At 46.7% G+C, this 25,260-nt stretch carries 27 protein-coding genes; 17 read left to right on the forward strand and 10 right to left on the reverse strand.

Annotation, left to right across the window (positions count from 1 at the left end; all coding sequences use genetic code 11):
• The first annotated feature begins 162 nt into the window (after positions 1 to 162).
• The 3 genes from ACO0KZ_RS04580 (at position 163) to ACO0KZ_RS04590 (ending at position 3,952) form a co-directional block, all read left to right on the forward strand.
• Positions 163 to 2,415, forward strand: coding sequence for an NHL repeat-containing protein (locus ACO0KZ_RS04580; protein WP_422993205.1), 2,253 nt, complete (start codon positions 163 to 165; stop codon positions 2,413 to 2,415).
• Positions 2,416 to 2,641: 226 nt separating this feature from the next.
• On the forward strand, positions 2,642 to 3,097 hold the full coding sequence (locus ACO0KZ_RS04585) for a GNAT family N-acetyltransferase (RefSeq protein WP_422993207.1): 456 nt from the start codon (positions 2,642 to 2,644) through the stop codon (positions 3,095 to 3,097).
• A 117-nt stretch (positions 3,098 to 3,214) separates the two neighbouring features.
• Positions 3,215 to 3,952 carry a class I SAM-dependent methyltransferase gene (locus tag ACO0KZ_RS04590; RefSeq protein ID WP_422993209.1) on the forward strand — a complete coding sequence of 246 codons (738 nt, stop codon included), beginning with the start codon at positions 3,215 to 3,217 and terminating at the stop codon, positions 3,950 to 3,952.
• A 206-nt stretch (positions 3,953 to 4,158) separates the two neighbouring features.
• On the opposite strand, the gene ACO0KZ_RS04595 is transcribed toward ACO0KZ_RS04590, so the two are convergent.
• Entirely contained in the window at positions 4,159 to 5,058 is a 900-nt protein-coding gene (locus tag ACO0KZ_RS04595; RefSeq protein WP_422993211.1) for a LysR family transcriptional regulator, read from the reverse strand.
• A gap of 174 nt (positions 5,059 to 5,232) precedes the next feature.
• Between ACO0KZ_RS04595 and ACO0KZ_RS04600 the strand changes: the two genes are divergently transcribed.
• The 5 genes from ACO0KZ_RS04600 (at position 5,233) to ACO0KZ_RS04620 (ending at position 9,378) form a co-directional block, all read left to right on the forward strand.
• Positions 5,233 to 5,769 carry a carboxymuconolactone decarboxylase family protein gene (locus ACO0KZ_RS04600; RefSeq protein ID WP_422993213.1) on the forward strand — a complete coding sequence of 179 codons (537 nt, stop codon included), beginning with the start codon at positions 5,233 to 5,235 and terminating at the stop codon, positions 5,767 to 5,769.
• A 70-nt stretch (positions 5,770 to 5,839) separates the two neighbouring features.
• Positions 5,840 to 6,343 carry a YHS domain-containing (seleno)protein gene (locus ACO0KZ_RS04605; protein WP_422993215.1) on the forward strand — a complete coding sequence of 168 codons (504 nt, stop codon included), beginning with the start codon at positions 5,840 to 5,842 and terminating at the stop codon, positions 6,341 to 6,343.
• A 351-nt stretch (positions 6,344 to 6,694) separates the two neighbouring features.
• Positions 6,695 to 8,308: a pyridoxamine 5'-phosphate oxidase family protein gene (locus ACO0KZ_RS04610; RefSeq protein ID WP_422993217.1), complete on the forward strand. Its 1,614-nt coding sequence runs from the start codon at positions 6,695 to 6,697 to the stop codon at positions 8,306 to 8,308.
• A gap of 17 nt (positions 8,309 to 8,325) precedes the next feature.
• Positions 8,326 to 8,892, forward strand: a complete 567-nt coding sequence (locus tag ACO0KZ_RS04615) for a DUF1348 family protein (protein WP_422993219.1) — start codon at positions 8,326 to 8,328, stop codon at positions 8,890 to 8,892.
• Between the two features lie 60 nt (positions 8,893 to 8,952).
• Positions 8,953 to 9,378: a hypothetical protein gene (locus ACO0KZ_RS04620; protein ID WP_422993221.1), complete on the forward strand. Its 426-nt coding sequence runs from the start codon at positions 8,953 to 8,955 to the stop codon at positions 9,376 to 9,378.
• Positions 9,379 to 9,408: 30 nt separating this feature from the next.
• Here the strand turns inward: ACO0KZ_RS04620 and ACO0KZ_RS04625 are convergent, their stop codons facing one another.
• Both ACO0KZ_RS04625 and ACO0KZ_RS04630 read right to left on the reverse strand, forming a co-directional pair.
• Complete coding sequence (locus ACO0KZ_RS04625) at positions 9,409 to 9,873, reverse strand: YHS domain-containing (seleno)protein (RefSeq protein WP_422993223.1); 465 nt, start codon at positions 9,871 to 9,873, stop codon at positions 9,409 to 9,411.
• 94 nt (positions 9,874 to 9,967) lie between these two features.
• A complete protein-coding gene (locus tag ACO0KZ_RS04630) occupies positions 9,968 to 10,678 on the reverse strand; it encodes a DUF6969 family protein (protein ID WP_422993225.1) in 711 nt (236 codons plus the stop codon).
• 125 nt (positions 10,679 to 10,803) lie between these two features.
• Between ACO0KZ_RS04630 and ACO0KZ_RS04635 the strand changes: the two genes are divergently transcribed.
• Positions 10,804 to 11,181, forward strand: coding sequence for a hypothetical protein (locus ACO0KZ_RS04635; RefSeq protein ID WP_422993227.1), 378 nt, complete (start codon positions 10,804 to 10,806; stop codon positions 11,179 to 11,181).
• A gap of 389 nt (positions 11,182 to 11,570) precedes the next feature.
• Positions 11,571 to 11,978, forward strand: coding sequence for a hypothetical protein (locus ACO0KZ_RS04640; RefSeq protein ID WP_422993229.1), 408 nt, complete (start codon positions 11,571 to 11,573; stop codon positions 11,976 to 11,978).
• A gap of 24 nt (positions 11,979 to 12,002) precedes the next feature.
• On the opposite strand, the gene ACO0KZ_RS04645 is transcribed toward ACO0KZ_RS04640, so the two are convergent.
• The 3 genes from ACO0KZ_RS04645 to ACO0KZ_RS04655 form a co-directional block, all read right to left on the reverse strand.
• On the reverse strand, positions 12,003 to 12,386 hold the full coding sequence (locus tag ACO0KZ_RS04645) for a TipAS antibiotic-recognition domain-containing protein (RefSeq protein WP_422993231.1): 384 nt from the start codon (positions 12,384 to 12,386) through the stop codon (positions 12,003 to 12,005).
• 39 nt (positions 12,387 to 12,425) lie between these two features.
• On the reverse strand, positions 12,426 to 13,370 hold the full coding sequence (locus tag ACO0KZ_RS04650) for a dienelactone hydrolase family protein (protein WP_422993233.1): 945 nt from the start codon (positions 13,368 to 13,370) through the stop codon (positions 12,426 to 12,428).
• A gap of 112 nt (positions 13,371 to 13,482) precedes the next feature.
• Positions 13,483 to 14,805, reverse strand: a complete 1,323-nt coding sequence (locus tag ACO0KZ_RS04655) for a hypothetical protein (RefSeq protein WP_422993235.1) — start codon at positions 14,803 to 14,805, stop codon at positions 13,483 to 13,485.
• 243 nt (positions 14,806 to 15,048) lie between these two features.
• Here ACO0KZ_RS04655 and ACO0KZ_RS04660 point away from each other — a divergent pair, with 243 nt between their 5' ends.
• Together ACO0KZ_RS04660 and ACO0KZ_RS04665 are read left to right on the forward strand one after the other, a co-directional pair.
• Positions 15,049 to 15,348 (forward strand): hypothetical protein, encoded by a 300-nt coding sequence (locus ACO0KZ_RS04660; protein ID WP_422993237.1) that lies wholly within the window; start codon positions 15,049 to 15,051, stop codon positions 15,346 to 15,348.
• 236 nt (positions 15,349 to 15,584) lie between these two features.
• Positions 15,585 to 16,157, forward strand: coding sequence for a transglutaminase-like domain-containing protein (locus tag ACO0KZ_RS04665; protein WP_422993239.1), 573 nt, complete (start codon positions 15,585 to 15,587; stop codon positions 16,155 to 16,157).
• Between the two features lie 42 nt (positions 16,158 to 16,199).
• On the opposite strand, the gene ACO0KZ_RS04670 is transcribed toward ACO0KZ_RS04665, so the two are convergent.
• The 3 genes from ACO0KZ_RS04670 to ACO0KZ_RS04680 form a co-directional block, all read right to left on the reverse strand.
• Positions 16,200 to 16,550 carry a DUF3147 family protein gene (locus ACO0KZ_RS04670; protein WP_422993241.1) on the reverse strand — a complete coding sequence of 117 codons (351 nt, stop codon included), beginning with the start codon at positions 16,548 to 16,550 and terminating at the stop codon, positions 16,200 to 16,202.
• A 95-nt stretch (positions 16,551 to 16,645) separates the two neighbouring features.
• Positions 16,646 to 17,188, reverse strand: coding sequence for a GNAT family N-acetyltransferase (locus ACO0KZ_RS04675; protein ID WP_422993243.1), 543 nt, complete (start codon positions 17,186 to 17,188; stop codon positions 16,646 to 16,648).
• A 50-nt stretch (positions 17,189 to 17,238) separates the two neighbouring features.
• Positions 17,239 to 17,619, reverse strand: coding sequence for a hypothetical protein (locus ACO0KZ_RS04680; protein WP_422993245.1), 381 nt, complete (start codon positions 17,617 to 17,619; stop codon positions 17,239 to 17,241).
• Between the two features lie 243 nt (positions 17,620 to 17,862).
• Here ACO0KZ_RS04680 and ACO0KZ_RS04685 point away from each other — a divergent pair, with 243 nt between their 5' ends.
• From ACO0KZ_RS04685 to ACO0KZ_RS04695, 3 genes are all read left to right on the forward strand, one after another.
• Entirely contained in the window at positions 17,863 to 19,716 is a 1,854-nt protein-coding gene (locus tag ACO0KZ_RS04685) for a CIA30 family protein (protein ID WP_422993247.1), read from the forward strand.
• A 99-nt stretch (positions 19,717 to 19,815) separates the two neighbouring features.
• Positions 19,816 to 20,934, forward strand: coding sequence for a sensor histidine kinase (locus ACO0KZ_RS04690; protein WP_422993249.1), 1,119 nt, complete (start codon positions 19,816 to 19,818; stop codon positions 20,932 to 20,934).
• A gap of 10 nt (positions 20,935 to 20,944) precedes the next feature.
• The gene (locus ACO0KZ_RS04695) at positions 20,945 to 21,550 is read left to right on the forward strand and encodes a response regulator transcription factor (RefSeq protein ID WP_422993251.1); all 606 of its coding nucleotides are present in this window, start codon (positions 20,945 to 20,947) and stop codon (positions 21,548 to 21,550) included.
• A 103-nt stretch (positions 21,551 to 21,653) separates the two neighbouring features.
• Here the strand turns inward: ACO0KZ_RS04695 and ACO0KZ_RS04700 are convergent, their stop codons facing one another.
• Positions 21,654 to 23,210 carry an amino acid permease gene (locus ACO0KZ_RS04700; protein ID WP_422993253.1) on the reverse strand — a complete coding sequence of 519 codons (1,557 nt, stop codon included), beginning with the start codon at positions 23,208 to 23,210 and terminating at the stop codon, positions 21,654 to 21,656.
• 653 nt (positions 23,211 to 23,863) lie between these two features.
• Here ACO0KZ_RS04700 and ACO0KZ_RS04705 point away from each other — a divergent pair.
• Positions 23,864 to 24,844 (forward strand): TraB/GumN family protein, encoded by a 981-nt coding sequence (locus ACO0KZ_RS04705; RefSeq protein WP_422993255.1) that lies wholly within the window; start codon positions 23,864 to 23,866, stop codon positions 24,842 to 24,844.
• Positions 24,845 to 24,847: 3 nt separating this feature from the next.
• Entirely contained in the window at positions 24,848 to 25,246 is a 399-nt protein-coding gene (locus ACO0KZ_RS04710; RefSeq protein WP_422993257.1) for a hypothetical protein, read from the forward strand.
• The last annotated feature ends 14 nt before the right edge of the window (positions 25,247 to 25,260 follow it).

Genomic DNA, 25,260 nt, shown 5'->3' on the forward strand with positions numbered 1-25,260 from the left:
ATCACGAAAATTTTTCATTATCTTGCAACCCAAAAAGGCGATCAACCCATTTATGGCGAAACCATGCCGAATCAGGCATAACGATTAATCGACAAATAGCACTTGCAGTTTCTGCTGATATTGCTATGCTGCCCGTCCTTTCTCCTGCTTTTTTGATCTCACATGCAACGTCGCTCCCTTCTGATTCTCTCTTCTGTCCTCGTGCTCTCCGGCTTATCGTTTTCTGCTTACTGGTGGATGCAACCAGAAGCAACACGTCCATCCATTCCGCTTTTGAAGAAGAAACCTGTGGCGACCAGCTTTGATTGGGAAGCTGAAGTTTCTCAATTAAGTCAAAGTGCCTATTTTGAAGCTACCAGCACTGCGGCGAAACAGCCTGAGCCTAGTTTCAGTGACCCGTTTGGTATCGCCATGGATCAGCAAGGCAATCTGTATCTCGCCGATGCCGGCGACCATAATCGGATTCTAAAAATCAGCAAAGATGGCTATGCCAGTGTCTTTGCGGGTGGTGAAGAGGGTTACCAAGATAGCGTAGCTAATAATGATTCAAAAGACGGCAAGTTCTCCGCTGCCAAATTTAATACCCCTTCTGGTTTAGCCATAGACAAACAAGGCAATCTTTACGTCGCCGATACCGGCAACCACGTGATTCGCAAAATCGAAGCCAATGGCAAAGTCTCCACGATCGCGGGTAACGGGCAAGCAGGGTACCGCGATGGCGTAGCTGCTCAAGCCCAATTTAATGCGCCTATCGGCGTGGCAGTCGGCAAAGACGGCAAGGTCTACGTGGCAGACACTTATAACGATAAGATCCGCGTGATTCTGCCGGATGGTCAGGTGCAAACCATCGCGGGCGGCAATCAGCCTGGTTACCTCGATGGTGCTGGCAACACTGCCTTATTCGATACACCGAGTAGTCTCGTGGTGAATAGCCTTGGCGACATCATCGTTGCTGACACACGCAATAACGCCGTCCGTAAAATTGGCATCGATGGTCAAGTCAGCACCCTGATCGCGAGTGATCCTAAAGATTTCACTGCCTTACTACGACGCCCTGTTGGTCTGACAATCACGCATGATGATTACCTCTATGTCGGTGAACTTTCGCACGGTAGGATTTTGCAAATCGCACCCGATGGCAAAAGCCGCGGCCTGACTGGTGTCGATATCGATATCATTCCAGGTGACGATACCAGTCCACGTATGAACAATCCGGTTGGACTCACGGTGAATGCGAAAGGTGATCTGATCGTTAGTGATAACGCCAAAAATGTCCTGCACGAAATTAGACACAAAGGCGTTCTCGATAAGGAAATAAGAAAACCATGGCCCGTCATCGTGACTGAACCGATTGCGCCACTTCTGCAACCTTCGCTGTGGCCATTGTTGCCGCAAGACAAACCGCATGAAGTGGTCGGCACTATCGGTGAAGTACGCGGCAACTACGATGGCGAAAGTCGCGACCATTTTCACCGCGGTGTCGATATGCAAGCGGCAATGGGTGAGGCTGTTGTGGTGATTAAAGAAGAGAAAGTCAGCTCACCTGTACCTGCTTGGGCAGCCACGACGATCAATGAAGGCATGCGCGTAAATAAGCTGTCGTATATCCACATGAAGGTAGGACGTAATTTAAAAGAAGCAACTTTAGATCTACAAAAATTCCAATTCATCAAAGACGCGCAAGGCAAATTACTGCAAGTACGCGTGCGTCGTGGCACACGCTTCCATGTTGGTGAAACCATAGGCACGGTCAACAGCATGTATCACGTGCATCTGAACTATGCGCCACAAGGTGATGTGGTGAATCCGCTCAAATTGAATTTCATCGGATTCCAAGACAGCGTCGCGCCACAAATTACGCGCATCGATATCGCTGACAAAGATGGCAAGATACTCAGTAAAGCGCCAACCGCCGCATCAAGCAAACTGGCGAAAAACAGCAAAGGCAAAAAACCTGCACCAGAGCCCTTTGCACCCCAATCGGCGGTCATCAAGTTATCCAAATCCTTAGAACAAGTCAGCATCATCGTCGATGCCTTTGATCAAGCGGACGGTAATATGGCACGTCGTCGCCTCGGTCTCTACGAACTTGGCTATCAAATTCTACAAAACGATGGCTCGCCTTTGGCCGGTTTTGAAAAGCCAAAAATGACGATACGCTTTAACCACCTGCCCGCCGATGAAGAAGCAGTCAAAGTCGCTTACGCAGAAAATAGTGGTATCACGGTTCACGGCAACGCGACCACCAAATTCCTCTACAACCTCACCAACGAAATTCACGATGGTCACGCGATCATCAATTTTTGGAACATCAAAGATTTAGCAGCAGGTGACTATCTGATACGCATCACTGCCAAAGATTTTGCGGGTAATTTGGCGATAGGTAAGACGGAATTAAGAGTCAGAATTGAATAGCTGGAACTAGCGTGGGATCACCGCCGCGCTAAATAAACTGCGCATTGATAAACTACGACCAAGCCCAAACAACAGCAAAAAAACAGCCGCGCCACCCCCATCAAAGTGGACGAATCAGCATATTGGTGCCATGAGCGCCCTACGCGCCTTAGTCTAATTGTGCTAAGGTACTTATCTTCCTAAATATAGATGCGCTGACGCGAATCGCTACTGCTTTGCAAAAACCATGACCCACATTATCGAAAATTCAAAAGAGCATTTACAGGATTTCATTCGTCTCAACGAAGAATGGATTAGTCACTATTTCAAGATCGAAGAAACGGATAAAAAATTAGCGGCAAATCCTTATCAAGTCGTCGACAACGGTGGCTTCCTGTTTTTTCTGATGTCGGATAATGAGGTGTTAGGCGTATGTGCTTTATTCAATGAGGGTGACGGTGTTTACGAGTTAGCCAGAATGGCGGTTTCCCCAGCTCATCAGGGCAAAGCGTACAGCAAGCAACTGATGGAACACTGTCTGACAAAGCTCAAAACCATACAAGCGAAAAAGGTTTATTTGGTCTCCAACACCAAACTAGAGGCTGCTATCCATCTGTATAAAAATTATGGTTTTCAAACGGTATCGGAAGGCCCTCATCCAGTTTATTCAAGAGCTAACATTGTCATGGAACGTGACATTTGAAGATAACTGTTGAGCCCCAACAATTCGATCTTGCGGCAGAAAATAAGTAATAGTTAGTAGTGACTTATCAGCACAAGTTAAAATTTCTATTCACATAAAATTATAGATGGAGACAACATGAAAAAAACATTTCTACAATGTTTCATTGCTCTAAGCATAGCCGGTGTCGGCAGTATCGCAACAGCGCAAATCGACTTGAATCAGGCGCATCGTTCGACTGCCGACAAAGTACGTGATGTCACCAGTAAACCGCTAGAAATCATGGCCTTAATGCAGATTAAAGAAGGCATGACGGTGTTGGATCTTTTGGGTGGAAATGGCTATTTCAGCGAGCTATTGTCACAGCAAGTAGGTGCCACAGGTAAAGTCCTGTTGCACAATAATAAGGCTTACCTGCCTTTCGTCGGTAAAGATTTAGAAGCCCGTTTGGCCGATGGTTCTCTAAAAAATGTGGTGCGCTATGACCGCGAAGTAGATCAACTAGGCTTGGCGGAAAACAGCCTGGATGCAGTGTTTTTCGTCATGGGGTATCACGACATGTATCACGTCGGACCAGGTTGGAAAATTGATGACAAAGATTTGATGGGGCAAATCAAGAAAGCCCTCAAACCCAAGGGCATGATGTTAGTGATCGACCATTCTGCACCGCTGGGTAGCAAGCTGGCGCAGACCCAAGATAATCATAGAATTGATGAAGAATTTGTGAAGAGCTCGCTCACCGGTTTCGGCTTTGAAATCGTCAAGCAAAGTGATTTGTTACGCAATCCTGCTGACCCTAGAACTAATCTGGTTTTTGAACCTAGTGTGCGCGGTAAAACGGATCGCTTTGTGTATGTGGTCAAGAATGTGAAGTAAGTTGATTGAAATGTGGGAGCTTGGGATGGAGATGCGGTTTAGTCGAAATCACTGAAACCCATCCCCGCCCTAGCCCTCCCCTTGAAGGGGAGGGAACAAAGTACTTGTACATGTTTTATTTTAGGTTAACGCCTATCGGACATGGTCCGGTATGACAAACAATGCGATGCAGCTATATCACCTTCGCGTCCGATGTAAAGCGGTTTTCAACGCAATGCCGAATGCGCTCGAAGAGCCTGCCCCATAAAATCAACAAAGCTACGTACCTTAGCTGAGCCGTCACGTCCTTCTCTGTGCACAATATGGATAGGCAGCGGTGCTGACTCGTACTCACTCAATATCGTCTTCAGTGTGCCTTGTTCCAATTCACTTGCCACTTGGTAGGATAGTAAACGTGTAATGCCAGCTCCCTTTAACACGGCAGCAATGGCACCGTCATTGCTGGTGACAGTTAAACGCGGTTTGATACGAATCGCGAGCGCGTGATCGCTATCGCCAAATTTCCATTCGACTGAAGGACTCACACCCGCAGCAGCAACGACATGATGCTGCTTTAAATCGTCGGGTATCTGTGGTATCCCATGCTGAGCCAAATAGTCTGGTGAGGCACACAAGACCCGCCGCACTTGTCCAACCCTTAGCGCACGCATACTGGAATCTGGCAGCGCGCCGATACGTACGCCGACATCCACGCCTTCTTCCATCATATTGACGACGCGATCTAAAAATAGGGCGGATACATCAACTGCTGGATAGCGCTGCAAGAATTCCACAATATGCGGCATCACAAATATCTTGCCAAACAAGACCGGAGCGGTCACCGTCAAATGCCCGCGCGGATCGGCATTAATTCCTGCTGCCGCTTCATCCGCTTCCTGCACCTTGGCGAGGATTTGACGTGCATCATCCAAATAGCGCTGTCCCGCATCGGTCGGCCTGACAAAGCGGGTCGTGCGATTGAGTAATTTCACCCCCAAATTTTCCTCCAGAGCCGCCACCGCACGGGTGACTGCGGGTGGTGACATACCCAGACGCCGAGCGCCTGCCGCAAAACTTTCCTCCTCAGCCACGGCGACATAGACCGCAATTTGGTGAAACCTATCCATATGCTTGCATCCCCACGATTATTCCAAATATTGAAATAATCAATTGTAATCTATGAGTATTCTTCTTTTCAATGACTATAGGCACAATGCATGCATTCGCTGAACACCGACAAGAAATACCGGATCAAAGCGATGCAAACCAAATCGACATTCACTTATTGAAAAGGAAATACCATGAGCCGTATTAATCTCGTTACCAATGAAACAGCCACTCAAGAACAACAAGCTTTATTCGATGCGATTCAGTCGCAATTGGGCGTAGTACCTAATTTTTTGAAAATCTTTGCTAACTCACCAGTCGCTTTGAAATCCTTCCTCGGCTTGTACGGTGTTGCGAACGAAGGTGGTTTGGAACCATTAACACGTGAACGTATTGCGCTCGCTCTGGCTCAACAAAACTCTTGCGAATATTGCCTGTCGGCGCACACTGCTTTGGGCAAAAAAGCGGGCTTGAGCAATGATGAAATCACAGCAAACCGCGCTGGCAGCAGCCAAGATGCAAAAGCCGCCATCGCGGTGAAATTAGCGCGTTCCTTAGCAGAACACAAAGGTGAAATCACCACGGCAGAATTGATTGAAGCCCGCAATGCTGGCTTTAGCGATGGCGATATCGTCGAAATCATCACCCATGTAGGCATGAACTTACTGACCAATATTTTGGGCAAAGCGAGCCGCGTCGAAATCGATTTCCCGAAAATCACTTTAGCGTAATTGTCCTGTGCGCAATGAAGACTTCTCATTGCGCACACCAGACCAATACATTGATTAAAAAGGATACAGCATGTTTCACTCAACTTTACGTCGCACGATCTTGGCTTCCACTTTATTGGCAGCGTTTGCAGTTTCCGCTGGCACGCCACTGACAGCGCAAGCACAAGATCAAAACTCTAGCGCTGCGGTCAATCTTGATACACAAGGCGTGGCTTTGCACGGCTACGATCCAGTCGCTTACTTTACCGTGAAGGCACCAACCTTAGGTAAAGCAGCTTACACCCATACTTTTGAAGGCGCGACCTATCGCTTTGCCTCGAAAGAAAATTTGGAAAAATTTAAAGCTCATCCAGCGCAATACGCGCCCCAGTTTGGCGGTTTCTGCGCCATGGGCGTGGTCTTGGAAAAGAAACTCGATGGTGATCCAGAAGCATGGCGCGTGGTCGATGGCAAACTATATTTGAACGTCAACAAAGACATTCAAAAGAAATGGTTAGAAGACGTTCCAGGTCATATCTTCAAAGCAGTAAAAACCTGGCCTGAGATCAAAAACAAAGCGCCGAAAGATTTGTAAACCGCTCAAAGATGGTCGCCCCTTATTCAAGTTTCAAATGGACTCATTTAGCGGCCTGAATCCAAGCTATCTATTTCAACTGGCTCATTACCAAGGTCGTCAAGCTATACACTGGTCACAGCTGCCTAGTAAAGTTTATTTGTAAGATTTAGGGTCTGTTAACATTCAAATTGGGAGTGCGAATGTGGAAAAACGGTCACAGGGCTAGGCGCCAAGGCGCGATGGACATCGTTGCAGCTCTTGCCGAGGCATCAGCCTCGGCAGCGAACTACGCCTTGCCATCCCACCTTTTGGCTTGAACGCATCTCCCGATTTGAATGTTAACAGATCCTAATCCTTTTGGAGAACACCATGCCACGTGCATTCGCCACCATCAATTTCACGCCTAGTGTCAAAGCTGCGCAAACCCGGTACCACAGCCGTGAGGCGAATATGGGCTTTGAATTAGCAGACGACGCACGTAGTGATCTGACACTACGTGAAGCGGAATTCATCGAAGCACGTGACAGCTTTTACCAAGCAACTGTGAACGAGGATGGCTGGCCGTATGTGCAGCATCGTGGTGGGCCCATCGGTTTTCTCAAAGTCTTGGATAAAAACACCATAGGCTTTGCTGATTTTAGCGGCAATCGCCAATATCTGAGTGTGGGGAATTTACAAGCGAATGAGCGCATCGCCATGATCTTAATGGACTACCGCGAACAAAGACGCATCAAGATCTGGGGTCGCGTCAAAATTGTTCATGAACATGAAGCGCCCGAGCTCATCGCCCGATTAGAAATGCCGACCTATCGCGCTCGCATTGAACGCGCTTTCATCATAACGGTCGAGGCGTGGGACTGGAACTGTCCACAACACATCACGCCGCGCTATACCGACGCCGACATCGAAGAATTACTTGCCCCGATGCAGGCAGAAATCGCCAAGCTCAAGCAAATGCAAAAATCTAGCGACATCGCGAAAACAGCGAACGCGCCGAACACGACGACCGTGCCCGCTGCTGGACTAGGCAACGGTCCCTTGAGCCTAGTCGTGAGCGGCATACGACAATTAACACCGAAAATTCGCGCGATTGAATTGCGTGATCCACAAGGTGCTGATCTACCCAAGGTCGAAGCTGGAGCTCACCTCAAGCTTCCGGTCATCTTAAGCAATGGGCAGTCCGCAATACGTCATTACTCAATCGCCTCCAATCCAGCACGGCGCGATATTTACGAAATCGCCGTGTTACGCGAAGATCAGGGCGAAGGCGGCTCAGCCTTTGTGCACCAACATTACCAATTAGGAAGTCTGCTGCATTGCGAGCTACCAAGGAATGATTTTCGTTTATTAAGCAGCGCCCAGCCTGTCCTCTTGATCGCGGGCGGTATCGGCATCACCGCCATCAAGCCGATGGCACAAAGCTTGTCGGCAAGCGGTACCGCTTTCGAGATGCACTATGCGGCGGCATCACAAGGCGACATGGCCTTAGGGGATCGCCTACGCCGCGACTTGGGTGTGCAATTGCATTGCTATTTTTCGGATCAAGGGCAACGTCTGGCCATCGATGAATTGCTAAAAAATGCCAACAAAGACAGCAACATCTATGTATGCGGCCCGAGTCGATTAATTGATGCCGTGTTAGAGGCAACGAAGCGCTACGGCTTTGACGAGGAGCAGGTCCATTACGAACATTTTTCCGCCACAAAAACGACTGAGAATCGTCCCTTTAATGTCGTACTTAAACGCTCGAATAAAGTCATACCGATTCAAGCAAACCAAACCGTATTGCAGGCATTAAACGACGCGGGTGTTGATACGCTCTCCGATTGCGGCGTAGGTAATTGTGGCACCTGTGCGGTCAAAGTGCTGGCCGGCGAAGTAGAGCATCGCGACCATGCGCTCAATGCCAAGCAAAAACAAAATAATTTGATGTGCGTATGTGTGTCTCGCGCCCATACCGACACGATTACCTTAGATCTATAAACCCAATAAGGACACCGATGAGCACCGAAACCAAACCACCTTTACCGCCTTTCAATTTAGCCAGTGCAACACAAAAAGTACGCTTGGCAGAAGACAGTTGGAACTCACGCGACCCGCAGCGAGTCTCTTTGGTGTATACCGAGGATAGCCAATGGCGCAACCGTCATGAATTCCCCGTCGGTCGTGCTCAGATCGTCGAATTTTTGCAAAGAAAATGGCAACGCGAACATGAGTATCGACTGATCAAAGAAATCTGGGCGCACGATAGCCATCGCATTGCGGTTCGCTTCGCCTATGAATGGAAAGATGAAACAGGGCTATGGTTTCGGTCTTACGGCAATGAAAACTGGGCGCACGATAGCCATCGCATTGCGGTTCGCTTCGCCTATGAATGGAAAGATGAAACAGGGCTATGGTTTCGGTCTTACGGCAATGAAAACTGGGAGTTCGAGAATAACGGTCTGATGTGCAAACGTTATGCCAGCATCAATGATCTAGCGATTAGCGAAAGCGAGCGTTTGTTTCATTGGCCGCAGGGTAGAAGGCCTGATGACCATCCTGGCTTGAGTGAATTGGGTCTTTGAGACACCAAGCCTAACAAGCCCGACTCGAATTGGCGTACGCGTTTCTGGTATGCTGCGACTATGAAACCTCGTTACGCCAGCTCAGTAAACACAGCTCCCGCCCATCTAGCGGAATTGATACGACATGCAAGGGATCGTGGGCTTCTGATTTTCCGTATCAATGATGAAGACACGGTAAGAATTCCCTTTGATAGCAATGCGGCGTTACATCAACTCCTGCAAAAACTGATTGATGAAAAAGTGCCGCTGTCAGTCGGCGGGCACATCGATGGCCCTTGTGAAGAGGTCTGCAGTTTGATCGATGCAGGCATACTACACGGCACACCAATTCAACTATCGTGGCGCGCACCACAGCAATGGACGCTAAGGGAACTCACAGCTAAGGCGATGGAATGGAAAGAAACGCTTGATCCAACAGAGATCGCCAACTGTTCCTTCGACCCAACAAGCCTTCAGCACAAGCAAATGAAAATGCCATCAATCTAAAACAGATTAGAGCATATTGGGCAATTTATCCTATTTCTCAACATAAGTACCGGCTTTGAGCTCTGGCCAATTTTTGTTGGCATCGGCGATATAGCCTGGAATATTTTCCTTCCAACGCTTTAAGACATCTTTGCTCAAATTGAGATATAGCTTGCCGTCACGAACAGCAAAAGCTTGCGGATCGATCTCCGGGGTAAAGCCTTGTGCGACGCCGAATGCGCAATAGCCACCGTATTGAGGTGCATATTTCTCAGGATCGGCAACAAAAGCGTCCAAATTTGTTTGACTACTAAAATGCCATTCTGCGCCCTGCCAAGTCGTCGAGAGTTTTTTGCTGCCTTTTACTGCTTTATGTTTGGTGAAATAGGCGACAGGATCGTAGCCACGAATTGCGCCGTCTTTGCTAGAAAAAATAGGCTCAATAGCGAATGCCTGTGCAGACAACAGGACGGTGATTGCAAGCGTTAGGCTTTTTGCGAATGAAGAAAATTGCATGAGGAAGCTCCAGAGAAGATGAGATGAATGATGTCACTCTCTTTAGTCGCCCATCGCGATGAAACCTGACAGCTCGTACACAAAAAAAAGTGGATTAGATGAAGTTTTCTAAGGCTTCAATATCATCCATGAGAGCAATCGGTGCATAACATAACAGCTCAATGTTTCTATCCGCGAAGACAGTACGTCTATCTCTCTCTTGACTCAGTTTTTGCATGACACGATCGCGCTCCTTGATGACATCGAGAATTTGGCTTCGATACAACTGCACCAGCGCGGTCAAAAACCGATTGATGTCACGGCTACCTTGACGTCCTTTGAGAGCGAAATGATCCAATGCAATCTCACACGCTTCATAAGATAACCAAGGACCTTTGGTCACCCAACGGTTGACGGCAAAAAAAGCGGTTGGTAGACCTTGAGCGTTCATAGACACTGCGATCACATGCGCGGGCGCTTCATCATAGCGGGCATTAGCAGGACGTAATCCCAGCTCTTGGGCATGAACGAACAAATGAAAATGCCCATGCTCGGCGAAGCTACGCTGCAGTCCAGTATGGGCATGATAAAAATACTGCGATGCGTGTTTCAAATCACGAACATCATTTTCGGGATAGTGTTCCCATTCGACAAAGGTGTTATCACCGACGATCTCTTGCACGACTTGTCGACCACGTTGGGACAGATTCTGCAAACTCGTCACCAGTTGCGTCGCGGCGTTCCAGTACTGCTTCTTTTGACTAGTGGAAGCAGACTGCATGCGATGATCAAGCAGCTTGGTTTTAAGTAAGACGGGTAATCGCATAAGTTTAATTAGAAACTATCAGGCAAAATACGAGCATACGAATACTAGGATAGACACTAGGAGCGCAGCAGAAATAGTGTGGCAAACTAAGAATACCGATGAACCCAGTGAGCATATAGCGCTAATTGCTATACGGCAGTGCTGAGATCATCGGTAACTGTACTAATTATTTTTTCGCAGCACAGCAAGTTTTCTTCGCGGCGCAACATGCTTTTGCTTTGCCTTTGTGCATCACTTTCTTGGCACCACAGCAGCCTTTCTTCGCCGCGCAGCATCCCTTCTTGGCTGCACAGCAGCCTTTCTTGGCGGCGCAACAACCCTTCTTCGCGGCACAGCAGCCTTTTTTTGCGGCACAAGCTTTAGCCGATGCGACTGGCTTCGCGGCACATTGTGCCATCGCTGGCATTGCTGCCATTGCCGATGCCGCCACTACTGAGGCACTCACTACGTTTTTCAAAGTATTGCTTAAAGATTTAGCTTTCATTTACGTCTCCAGAAGATAAAAAATGGGTGCCAGTAGCATGGCGAAAAGTGAGGTGTGAAAACAACCTCGTACAAGCTACTTGGACTTAGTCTGGCGAAAATGCCTTTCCTTACATCGGAAACGAAAATAAGCTAAAGATTTCTTTAAGTGATGATTTGTATCCCGAAGTGTTGGGTAAACTTTCAGCTTATTCCCCCAATCAGTAAGCTGTGACAGTTGTGATGAGGTGTCCGTGCTTAGCATCGGCACTATATTATGCTAAGGTATTCAATCAGATTTTAGCTATCAATCAAGCTTGGCACATCAACGAGTCTTACTTCCTACAGTGGAAACATGTCAGAATAGCTCGAAGGTGGGAACCAAACAACAATATTCGCACTTGCAACATCATCGCCAAATTGCGTCAACATGAACATTAAAACCGCCAGACGTCTAGCAGCTGCAAGTATCATACTGACGCCCATAGTTCTTATGGCAGTAACCGCTTATCGTTGGCGCACGGGTTCTTGTGCCGGCAATGTACACGGCAGCGTGTGGATACTGATGCTGTTTGCAGCATCGCTGGTCATGACTAAAAATCCGTATTCAGCGATCGCTGCTTGTCTGGCATATCTGCCGGTTGGCTATATCTTTAGCACCGAACCTTGTACTGCCCCGCGCTCCCAAGGCGCGGGTGGTTTGATTTATTTGCTGATTCCACTATTTGTAGGATTTATCCTCACCGGCACTTTTATCGGCGGATGGATTTTGCGCCTCGTGTTTAAGATCTCGCTTAGCGCGCCGTCCCCACCATCCTCGGGTGAGGCCAATGATTAAAAGGCACTTAACTCGACACGAAAATCATACTTGGCTTAGCGCGTAAATTTGCATTGCTTGAGCAAGAAAGCTAACCATCTCCGGATGGTAAGCATCATGAAAGGTTTTCATGTCCTCATTTTCCGCATAGAGCAAACTCATGCCTATGTAAGCCTCTTTGGTTGGCGGATAAAAACGTGAGGCGATGGCATAGTGACGCTCCATGATGGCTTGAATTTCTGACGATGCAGGTAGCAACGTATCGATGTGTTGCGCGAGCTCTTTGTATAAGCTGTCCCAATCTAGGTGGACTTGATGCTTGTCGACATGAGACCAATTGTTGGTTTGGCTCAATGACAGAGCCTGCTCTTTATTGAGCGCCTCGCGACATTCTTGTAAATATTCTGGAGTCAGTGTATTGATTTGCATAATGAGAAAGTGATATATCGCGTTGGGAACGAAGGTATTTTACTTGGTTTGAAAGACTATTTTTTCGTCTTTAAACCAAGCGGCCAGTTGAGCGATAAATAGTTGAGCACCATTATTGTCCGGTGTACTTAGGCCATGACTTGCACCAGGGAATTCGACAAATTGGAATTTTTTCTGAGGGTATTGGCGGAAATAATCACGTAGTGCGTGCCCTGATTCTATCGGTACACTTTCGTCTTTCTCACCCATCGCCGCGACCATGGGAATGTCTAAGCTGGCATACACTTTGAGTGGATCAGTAAAAAGTCTGGCTGACCAATAAGCATAGGTATGACCAAAGAAGTCCTTCTTTAAGTTTTTACTGTCGCGCTTAATTTCTTCGTACATGTGTAAAAAATAGTCGCGTGAAAAAGGATTGGCATAGGGGGCGACACCTCGCGCGGCAAAGATCAAAAATTCCTCACTTTGTGGCAGTCCGCCACTACCAGCCGTCGCTAACCAGCCGATTTTTTTGCTGTCTCTTGCCAAGTAGGGCGCGAACGCACCACCTTCGGAAAAACCCAGTACCGCAATAGAGCGGGCTGGCATTTTTCTTAGGGTCGGTTCGACTTCAAGAAATTTCACATGATCAACACGACGTTTCTCAAAAAGATCAGCGGCATTGAATTGCGTTGAGCACTTGTCGCCAGAACTGCTTTTTTGCACACCCACTTTCTCTAGATAATAAACATTGACGTCATCACCGTAACGCTCAAAAAAACGTGACAGACGCGTAGCAAAATCATCGCAACCGGAGCCATTAATTAAGAATATGGGTGTGCCTGTTTGAGTCGCGGCAGGATTGCTCAGGTGATAGTAACGCCGCTGCTGGCCGTCGATTTTTATGCGATGTTCTTGCAAGGTGGTTGCGGCGAAACTAGCGCTGCTGATAATTGATGCAGAAGCAGCAATGAGAAATAGGGTGTGTCGGAGAATGATGTTCATCGCTAATGAAAAAAATAAGATGCTTAAGTTTAATTGATTTTTAGATTTTGTTGATCATTATCGAGACGACCTAGGTGCATACGCTAAAGCGCTGGCTAAGTGGTCGATTCAGTTAGCGATTCGACAGTCTACCTTGTTGGCAATCGATGCCTTCCTGGCCTAACCAAAGCTTATCTAGTTCACACTCCTGCAACCAATAGGTTTGCGAGAGTTTCTTTTTGCGATCTGCGAACAACTTCGCGTCTGTGATTCGTTTTTGCTCGGCCGGGTTAGTCAATGACAAACTCAACTTGCTCACTTCTGGTGAATTGGGTGCGTGCTCGGACAACCAATTGAGGATGCGTTTGGCGTTGCCCATTTGTTCTAGTTTGACGTATAGGTCACCTAGCAAATATTTCGTACTAATAATCGCCGACGGCTCGACACGATTTAAAGACCTTTCGAAGTCAATCAAAACGTTGGCAGCGTCAAGCGGATTATATTCACCCATCACGAAATCGCGGCTTTGATGTGGTTCATTCTTAGTCAGGTAATCTCCTAACGCGTCTCTTACGATGAACTGACCGCTGAGGCGGTTATCCACCCGCTTGATCACTATCGGGACGAGCTCGGATTGTGGGTACTTCGATAAAAATTGTTTAGTGGGCCCTAATGCTTTACTGAGATAGCAAGAGAAATCCCCTTCGCACTCACCACAGGGATTGAGCATCATCGACAAATAAGCCGCAGCCTGCGCATATTTGGATTGTGGAAATTGTTTCTCCACAGCAGAAAAATGGCGACCATTGTAGTTTGCGCCATAACAAAGCTCACCGATATTAAATTCTTGCTTATGCGTTTGAATAAATTCTTCAAATCGTTGCTCTCTTTTTTCTTCGTTCCTGTCATTTGTCTTGCTATTAAATGCTGCGTAATTGGCGGCCTCGGCCATGGTCTTTAAGCGATTGGTTAGCATGCCGGTCAACAACAAGCTTAGGGCCTTGTCATCCCCAACTGTGGATTGACTGACTTTATTCAAGCGTTTGATCGCAGCATAAGGATCACGATGGGCTAATTGTATGAGGGTGCGCCATACTTCACTCTCGAGCAGTTGGCGGTTCTCCTCACGTGCATTGAAGGCGATCTGATACCAATCTAACCAATCCATCAAAGCTTCATCGATAAATGGGTCATATGAGTCGGATGTCTTCTTTGCCGCGCGCAGACGTTGAAAATCATCGTTCCGCAATTGATTCAAGTCAATCAAAAGCGACTGATGCTCGGTATAAGTTGACGCATTCCGGTACTTTTTCAAAATAAGCTGAGGGCGCTTACATGCAGGATCGGTGATATCAATATTGCCCCACTGACAGGGCAGGCGCTCTTGTGACATGGCGTTAAACGATACTGCGCTTAACAGGACTATCAGCATAAAGTGACGGATGTACATTTGCATTTTTGGTTCACCAATTTTCTAAAAGTCTTTTTTGTCGCGCGGCGATACTAGCGCAGTTCCTGAACGATTGATACTATTTGGGACAATTTTCCGTCCGCTTGGGACAAGATCAGATCCTTGCTTCACACCAAACCATAAGGCTACCAATTGTCTTTTTACTTTAGCACCAGATGTGCTAAATAGATGCTGAAAAGAAAATGCCATTGTCCACAATGCTAAGTCTCTCATTACTGTTAAATTTTTATGCCACAAGCTGAACTAACTATCGTCTTACTCAATACTGCACTCATCTTAGTCGCTTACCTCTCGGTATATCCTACACTGGCAGGAAATGATTTCAACAAGATTGCCTTATACGACATCGGCACATCAAGTATCGCATTGGCGATTGTCGGCTATCACTATTGGAGTAGTGATTACCGATTTAACTTGCTTATTATCGAAGTAAATTGGTTTTGGTTTACCTTGGCAACTTACACAGCAATCGAAATTCCGGTCATGTTGTGGTACTTTAAAAAGCATAAAGTGGTCATAAAGAAATAGATATGTCTTGAGCGCAGACTCCCTATTTCCATAATCAAGAACAGGTTTGGAGTGAACTCTATATTTGGCCTCTATTCATCACCAAAATTGTTTGATCCGCAACTCGGCGAATTCCAGCGGTCACGAGGTCATTGGCGTGGATTGATCTCTTTCCAAGGAGATGAGAACATGCCGAATATGCACCAACGAGTCACCAATTGCTATATCACTTTACTCACGAATTCAAGAACATCGTCATGCAAAGATTTTTAGAATCAAGCAAATACATAGACTGGAAATCCGAATCGATTCTTCAAAAGGCTGCACAGTTGAGACGTGAAAATCATTCGGAACTAGCCCTGGTCAAGGCATGTTTTGAATTCGTACGCGACGAGATACGGCATAGTCTCGACTACCAGCTCAATCCAGTGACTTGCAAAGCATCCGATGTCTTAAAAGAAGGTACGGGTTTCTGTTTTGCCAAAAGCCATTTGCTTGCCGCATTGTTGCGGGCAAATGACATTCCCACGGCCTTGATTTATCAAAGAATTGCTTTTGGCGAGGCTAAGACATCTTTTTATTTACATGGTCTGAACGCCGTGTACTTACATGACTTTGGTTGGCATCACATCGATCCACGTGGTTTGAAAAAGGATTTAAAATCTGATTTTTCGCCACCGCAAGAGACTTTACCGTTCACACCGAGATACGAGGGTGAAGTGATTTATGAGGAAAGGTGGTCTGAACCTAGTGCTAACATTACGAGCTTGTTAGAAGGCGCTACTTCCTATTTATCGGTGATTGAACGTCTTCCACTTATCAGCTTGTAAGTGATTTTTTTGGCGTCGTTACCTGTTGAAACGTCAGCAACATTACAACAAATGAATCCCAAAGCGGCGGAGAAAATAAGCGAATACCAGGACACAGACTAAGGTAATCACGCAGACGAGCAACAAGCTTAGCCAAAATCCCAGGCGTGGCAAAAGATAAGGGAAGATCAAAAACATTGGTAACGTTGGAATTACATACCAAAATGTATACCAAGCGTGATTTGCAATTTTTTCGCTCGATTGCTTCTCCAGATACAACCAAATCATGCTTAACACGGTGACCATAGGTAGTGCTGCGATCAGACCACCCAGCTTATCACTACGTTTCGCGATTTCAGAAATCAGGTCAACAACTGCGGCGGTCAGCAAATATTTAGTGGCGATCCAGAGCACTATGTTTCCATTTTTTGGAGCACATGAAAGTCATCGAGTTTGGTAATAGCTATGCAAAAGCGATGAAACAAAAAAGGTCACGATGGGCCTTGGCTTCACAAGCGCTTAAGCAATACATAGTCGCGCTCGACTTTGCTACCGAAGTGATAATCCATCCATCCGACATGGGCGAAACCTACTTTTTGGTAAAAGGCGAGTGCGCGTGCATTATGTTCCCACATGCCTAGCCAAAGATGCGTGGCAGCGAATTCGCGGGCGGCTTGTTCGGCGGCTTGCATCAAAAATTGTGCGACACCTTTGCCATGCCATTCTTTGTTAACGTAGTAACGAAACAAGGCGACCGCATCTTGAACCTGCACTTCTGCCGAATCTGGCAATGGACGTCGCACGACCTGGGCAAAAGCAATTAACTCTTGCTGTTGCCAAATAAGGATTACAGCGTAGTCAGGATTATTAATTTCATCCGCTTGTTGAGCAATACTGAAATTCTTTTCGCAATGCAAGCGCACATCTTCAGGGTCATTCAAGTCACTGTAAGTGTCGATAAAAGTCTGGCGCGCTAACTGTGCCAAAGCAGATGCATCATCGGCCTGTGCGCGACGCACTGTAAGCGTTTCAGTCAAAGAAAAGTCATTCATAAACAAGCAAAAAATAGACGGGATGCGTTATCTTACTTGATTCGCACGCCCTAGTCTTTCTTTGAACAATCCATGCTTGGATCAAGCGGTCCAAAAACTTTATACGTACCAGCGAAACCGCCAACTTGAACAATATAAATTTGCTTGCCGTCTGCGCTCACGTATAGAGAATGACGATAGCCATCACGTATCGCCCCCATATCGCCCAAAGTATACATCCGCCCGGGTGCTTCCAATTTAGGAATAGGGTCAGCCAGCGGTAGCTCACGGGTTAAGCCAACTGGACTGATGCATGGCTTAAATTTCTGTACTAAAGGGTGATTATCAAAAGGTGGAGGAAGTGGCGTCGTTTGTGCAATGGCGGTCATAGCAAGTGGTCCCAGTGTACTCAGTGCTAAAATTTTCGCGGTACTCATGATTGTTTTATACATGTCTTTTCTACGGTTAGAAATCTAAACTGGGCCAATTGCTCAAAAAAGAAGCCGACGCAAACTCAGGCAGGCTAGCTTAACAGCCAGTTAGCAGCTACACAAGCCAAGCGAGTGTACTCCGAAGTAAGCGGCATGAAACACTTTGACATGACATTTGTCATCCCAAAGTCATGTCAAATTGCTCTAACAAAACCGCGACTGCCCGCGCACAATAGCGTCATCAACCATTCACTTAAGGAGAACATGATGACCCGATTCCAAAACCTCAATCATTTTGCCCAAACTAAAACCGTCAAGTTAGCAAGTCGTATCGGCTGCACCGCACTTGCCTGCTTGTTTAGCCTGCATGTCGACGCAGCGACCCTGATCAAAAACGTGCGCGTCTTTGACGGTGAAAAAATGCTGAGCCCACGTCAGGTTTTAATTGATCAAGGCAAAATTCTTGATACTAACTTTAAGGGCAGCATTACCCCTGCCATGACTATTGTCGACGGCAGCGGACGCAGTTTATTACCTGGCCTGATCGATGCCCACGTGCATGCTTACCAAGATCAAGATTTGCCTTTGTTATTTGGAGTAACGACGCAAATCGATATGTTCACCGCTGTACCTTTGATGCGTGAGATGAACAAACGTATGGCAGAAGGTAAGAATAAGCAAAATCCAGATCTGATTTCAGCCGGCGTATTGGCAACGGCTCCGGGCGGTCACGGTACCGAGTACGGCATGGAAGTTGAAACTTTGACCAAACCAGAGCAGGCGCAGGCTTGGGTCGACAAACGCATCGCGGAAGGCTCGCATTTTATTAAGATCGTGATGGAGCATGGTGGTGCAGGCTACAAGTTCAATTCTCTCGATTTGGACACCGTTAAGGCGCTGATTAAAGCTAGCCATGCACGTAAAAAACTGGCGGTGGTGCATATCGGCACCTTCGAAGATGCAAAGGCAGCCTTGGCTGCAGGTGCAGATGGTCTCGTGCATTTGTATGTGGGCAGTAGCATCAGTGAAGCGCAGAGCAAAGAAATCATTGGCCTAGCCAAGAAAAACGGTAGTTTTGTGATTCCGACTTTCAGTGTTTTGGAGAGTATGGCAGGAATGAAATCGCAAGATGTGTTGAGTGACGCGAGCATGACAAACTTGCTCGGCAAAACCCAGTTGATTCCTTTGAATTCAGTGTACGGCAAACAAGAAAACAAGGCCTGGATGACAGCACCGAACACCTTGACCGCCGCCTTGCATGCCGCCAAAGTGCCAGTATTAGCGGGTACCGATGCGGGTAACACGGGTACGCAATACGGGATCAGTTTGCATCATGAATTAGTATCCTTGGTCAATGCGGGCTTGAGCCCTAGCGCAGCACTACAAGCGGCGACCTCTGCACCAGCAAAAGCTTTCCGATTGAAAGATCGTGGCCGCATTGCCAATGGCCTTAAAGCCGATGTAATGTTGGTCGATGGTGACCCTAGTGTCGATATCACAGCGACTCGTCGCATAGTCGAAATCTGGAAAGATGGTGAAATAGTTTCTCCATTGCGCACTGAAAAACTCGCGCAAGTCGCCAAAGAAAAAACCAACAAAACAGTAGCCGTACAAATCCCAAGCGATGGTCGCATCAGCTTATTTAGCGCAGAAAAACTGGGTAGCCCTTTTGGGTTTGGTTGGGTGCCTTCCAACGATGCGCCTATGGGCGGTAAATCGACCGTGCAGTTGAAGGTTAACGCGGTTCCTGAATTCGCACAAAATGCCTTGCACATTGATGCTGTTGTGAATCCAGGCTTTGCTTTTCCTTGGGCTGGTGTGGCTTTTTTTCCTGCCACGCAGCCTATGCAAGCAGTGGATTTGAGCGCAGCGAACACTTTGAAATTTAAAGTCAAAGGTGATGGTAAAACCTACACAGTCGGCTTTACAATGCAAGGCAGTTTTATTCCGGTCAGTGTTCCCTTCACCGCGCCAGCTGAATGGACAGAAGTGAGTTTGCCTTTGAGCCGTTTTAAAGGCATGGATGCAAGTATTGTCACCATGCTGGGCTTTAATGCAGGGCCTGCTGCAGGAAACTATGCTTTCGATATCGTCGACGTGCGACTGGTCAAGGAGTAAAACGAAATTCGTTAGACTTAAAAAAGTTAATTGTAAATCGAAGCAAGATGGGAACGACATCTTGTTTCGGTCTTTCAAAAATGGGGAAAGAAGATGTCTGTGCAAAGTAAAATTCAAGATCTTTGGTCTAGACCTTGGATTCCACCGCAATACGGTAAGGCGCCGTTTTTTTGGATGCTGTCTTTCGGCATTTTTGCTTGGCCTTACTTTTATGTGCGACCTAGCATTGTCGAACTGTTGCTGATCGTTCTCAGCATCTTGATATTTTTGCCTCTCTACATTTATAGTTTTTGGGGCAAGGGTTGGCGGGTTGCAGTGTGTATCGCACTGGTGGCCGGGATTGGTATCGCATGGGCACCTTACAATTTTGGTGGTTCGAGTTTTGTAATCTTTGCGGCAACCATGTCTTCGCGCTTTCAGGAAAAACGCCATGCCTATTTGAGTTTGTTTTGTGTTCTGGCAGGTACGGCAGTCATTAGTTACTTCCTAAAGCTACAAACCTACTTTTGGATACCAGCGGTCATCTTTAGTATTCCTAGTGCTCTGGGTGCGATTATCGGCGAACGTTTGCAGCGTGCGAATAGCAAACTATTTCGCAAACAGGAAGAGATCGAGCATTTGGCGTCCGTGGCAGAACGCGAACGCATCGCCCGCGATTTACATGATTTGTTGGGTCATACTTTATCTGTGATTGCCCTGAAAGCCGAACTCGCCCGTAAGCTATATGATCGCGATGCGGAGGCTTGCAAGAAAGAGATTGCAGATATCGAGCAGACCGCCAGACAAGCTTTGAGTGAAGTGCGCGAAGCGGTCTTAGGTTATCGTGATACTGGTTTAGCGCACGAGTTACGCGGCGCGCAAAATGCTTTGGAATCGGCGGGTGTGCAGTTCGAGAGTCAGATCGATGAAACGGTTTTACCAGCTGCCGTTGAGAACATTATTGCTTTAGCCTTACGTGAAGCGGTCACCAATATTATTCGTCACTCGGATGCGAAGCATTGTCATTTTTCTGTCCTTGGCAAAAGCGATTCGATACAGGTGAAAATCGCCGATGATGGCTCTATCGGCAGAGAGAAGGGCGATGAAGTTAAGAAAGGAAATGGCTTAATCGGTATGAGCGAAAGGGTACGTGCCCTAGATGGCGATCTACAGGTCGAAATCAAGGACGGGCTGACGATACGATTTACTTTACCACTCCATCAAGCTAGCGCAGTATAAGGAAATGAACATGATAAAAATTATTCTAGCGGAAGATCAAGTGATGGTCTCCGGTGCACTGGTCGCTTTGTTAAAATTGGAAGGCGATATCGACGTGTTGGGTCAAGCCAAAAATGGCAAAGAAGCCTTGGAGCTCTGCAAACAACTGCAGCCCGATGTTGTGGTAACCGATATTGAAATGCCGATCATGACTGGCTTAGAACTCGCTGCCGAAATCGCTCATCTAAAACTGCCAAGTAAAGTCATCGTCTTAACGACCTTTGCCCGTGCCGGCTTTCTCAAGCGTGCGATGGCGAGCGGTGTTCGAGGCTATATGCTGAAAGACGCGCCTGCCGAAGATCTGGCGAAAGCGATACGGACTGTTCAGGGCGGTGGGAAAGCGATTGCGCCCGAGTTGGCGATGGAAAGCTGGGGTGGCCCACAAGACCCGCTAAGCGAACGCGAACGTCAGGTTTTGCGCCTGGCTGGTACGGGCTCGACTAGTAACGAGATCAGCAAAATCATGCATTTATCCGAAGGTACGGTGCGTAATTATCTTTCTGAAGCTATCAGCAAACTCAATGCCAAAAACCGTGTTGAAGCATTTCGGATGGCACGTGATGAAGGTTGGTTGTAACACATAATGAGGGGCAAAAAAGAAACGGCGCAATTTTTACATTGCGCCGTTTCTTTTATCAAATTCAAAGAATCAGTTCTTCGAACTCATCATTTCCTATTGCTTACTTCTTAGCAGCTTCTTGTGCGGCAATGGCTTTACCCAAATGGGAATGCTTGCGGCTGTACAAGACGTAGATCACCATACCCACGCTACCCCAGATTGGCAATACCAATTGGGCGATGGTCGGCAAACTGAAGAACAAGAACAAACAACCACCAGCCGCCATTGGTGCTACCAACCAAACTACTGGTGTCTTAAATGGACGGGCACGGTTAGGATCCGTTTTGCGCAAGACCAGAACAGCAATCGCTACCATGAAGAATGCAAACAGCGTACCTGAATTAGAGATATCCGCTAACTGACCGACTGGGAAGAACGCTGCAGCGATCGCAACAAAAATACCAGTAACGATAGTCATCAACCATGGTGTTTTCCATTTAGGATGAATGTCAGCCAATTTTTCTGGCAACAGACCATCACGTGCCATAACGAAGAAAATACGTGTTTGACCGAAGATCATCATCAAAATAACACTTGGTAAAGCGATACTTGCTGCGAGGCCGACTAATTTTGATATTTGATCGTAGTGTAATTTGCTCAATACTTCAGCTAAAGCTTCGTGGGAACAAACGATAGGCGCACTGCCAGCTGCTGCCAATTCTTTACAACGCAGAACAAATTCAGCTGAGTCTGGTGACAATACAGCACCAGTGATGGATGTAATAGGCTGTGCACCAACAGAGCCGACCACACCAGCAGCAACTAACATGTAGAAGATCGTGCAAATACCTAAGGAACCAATCAAACCTATAGGAACGTTGCGTTGCGGATTCTTGGTTTCTTCGGCCGCAGTAGAGACCGCATCAAAACCGACATAGGCAAAGAAGATTGATGCGGCAGCACCTACAACGCCAACGCCACTACCTTGAGTACCGATCCAACCATTTGGCAACATAGGTGTGAAATTGTCGCCACTGATCATCGGCAATGTGATCACGATGAAAGCAGACAATGCCGTGACTTTTACTGCGACTAATATAGAGTTGACTTTCGCACTTTCGCTAGTACCCTTCACTAGCAACATCGTAATAACCAGAGCCACGATGATAGCAGGCACATTCACAACACCATGACTAAAATCAACCGAAGGCATACCACCAACAATCGACCAGGCAGGTCCATGGCTTAGTGCTTCAGGTAAAACAAATCCCGTCGCTTTTTGAATCAAGCCCATCACGTACCCCGACCAGCCTACACAAACTGCGGCAGCGGCGACGGCATATTCAAGTACCAAGGCCCACCCGACGGTCCATGCCATCACTTCCCCCATAACGGCATAAGTATAGGTGTAAGCAGAACCAGACACTGGTGCCATAGCAACCAATTCAGAATAGCAAAGTGCAGCAACCGCGCAGACGAAGCCCGCGATAATAAAGGAGTACATCATGCCAGGGCCGGCTTTTTGTGCGGCAGCAGCAGTCAAAACAAAAATACCGGTACCAATAATGGCACCAATACCAAGCATAGTGAGTTGAAATGCGCCTAAGGTGCGATGCAGAGATTTTTTTTCTGCTGTCGCCAAAATAGCGTCTAGTGATTTAACGCGCCAATTAATCATACCGCCTCCTCAATAATAGACAGAAGGCGATGCATACCTAAATTGATATTTCCCTTTTTCTTGGCTCTGACGGCCATAATTTCCACCGAGGTCAAGATTTGACCTGGTAACTCCACACGCTCAAAAGACATATTATTTCCTTAAGGCAAATATAATAATTGAATTTCTTGTTCCCACTCTTACCAAACAAAAGCAATCGAGAAGGATCTATTTTTGTAAACCTGCGTAACATAGCGATTTATGCCTAAACAGTAAAGAGGAAAAACGCGAAAACCGACGTATTGCACAGCTTTCAAACAAAATTTCTACACTGCATAGCAACAATCCAACAACTTATGGTAGCACTCCTTCTTGCTATTCACCGCATAACGATTTGTCCAATAAACAGCACATCAACGGTGAGTCGCGCGGGCTTTCGATTGATCTCCTCTCAATTAGTTCCATTAAATTATGCGTATGTTTTCCCAAGGAAACTTTTACTCAGCATAAGATCGTTCTGCCGCAGAGAGGCTCAAACTTTGCGCTGGTCGGGCTGTGCTTTTTTGGTGCAAAAAAATTAGTGTATATTTTGGCGTTCATTAGCGAATCTGAGGCGGATAGCAAGTAAACCAATTCCCGTCAATTCACCCGATATCTATTCTTTCCAATTCATTATGAAAACCAAAACAAAGCACTTTTCCAGCAAGATTTTGAGCTTTTGTGCATTGAGTTTAGTGTGTGCCTGCTTATCGACTGGCGCATTAGCACAAACCAAAGGACCAGCGAAACCGCCTATGACCAGTAAAGTCAAAGGACTGCTGTATGAAGTGCGTTTGATGAACCAAGACGATGCAACGATAGAAAAGACCAACAACAAAGCGAAACCGCCAATTGCCTACCTATTTGCTTCGGTTCATATTGCCAAAAAAGATTTCCATCCTATGTCAGTACCAGTACAAAAAGCTTACGCGCAGGCTGATACCATCATGGTAGAGGCCGATAGCAACAGCGACTCAGCCGTGCAAGCGATCGCCAGTAAGCTCAGCTATAGCGCCCCTGACAAATTAGAGAAGCATGTGAGTCAGGCTGTTTGGGGCACCTTAAAAGCCATGGCTGGTAAGTCTGTTGATCAATTTCAATCCTATACACCAGTGATGGTCGCGATGGGATTGAGCGTTGAAGTCAGTATGCAACTAGGTTTTGACCCGACACAAAGCATCGACCTGCATTTTATAAATGCGGCAAAAAAAGACAATAAAGCTTTAATAGAACTAGACGGACTGGAATTTCAAGCCGATGTCCTAGGCAGCTTAAATGATGACGAAGGGAATGCCTTGTTGGCAAACACCTTAGATTCCTTCCGAAAAGGTGAACTTAAAAGCCAGCTTCAATCGATGAATCAGGCCTGGCTCAAAGCAGACGCCAACGGCATTGAAAAAATTCTTTTGGAAGCTGGAAATAGAGACGAGGGCTCTAAAAAAATTATGAATTCGCTAATGGACGATAGGAATGAAGGTATTGCGAACAAAATTCGTGAGTTGATGCAACAGGGTAAAAAAGCGTTCATTGTTTTGAATGCTGGTCATATGGCAGGCGAGCGCAGTATCATTGCGCAATTGAAACAACAAGGCTTGCAAGTCAAGCAAATTCGATAATTCATGAACACACCCGAAGCGCGAGACATTCCCCACGAACATCCATGGATAATTTTAGAAACACCCGCCGAAGTTGAGGGCTGGATGGAATTAAATAATCAGGAGCTGCAAAAATTAATAGGAGACAAACCAACTACTGGCCAAGGTATCTGTCTCAATTTGTTGCATGGCGGTGAAATTTACTTTCATACCAATTCGGATGGGGATATTCTGTTAGATGTCACTGACGAAGCTTCTTGGGCAGCACCGCTGATCACTGCCTGCACTCAAGTCAATCCGCCTCAAGGACAAATCTGGCTATTGCCACAACATGTTTTGATAGGTTTGCTGTTAGGACTCAACCCTTTAATTTCCAGCAGTCGTTTGGTCGTAAAACACGCATATCGAATACAAAAGTTTTAAAAACCTACATTAAA

Origin of the sequence: Undibacterium sp. Di24W (assembly GCF_049340325.1) — a bacterium.
Lineage (GTDB): Bacteria > Pseudomonadota > Gammaproteobacteria > Burkholderiales > Burkholderiaceae_D > Undibacterium.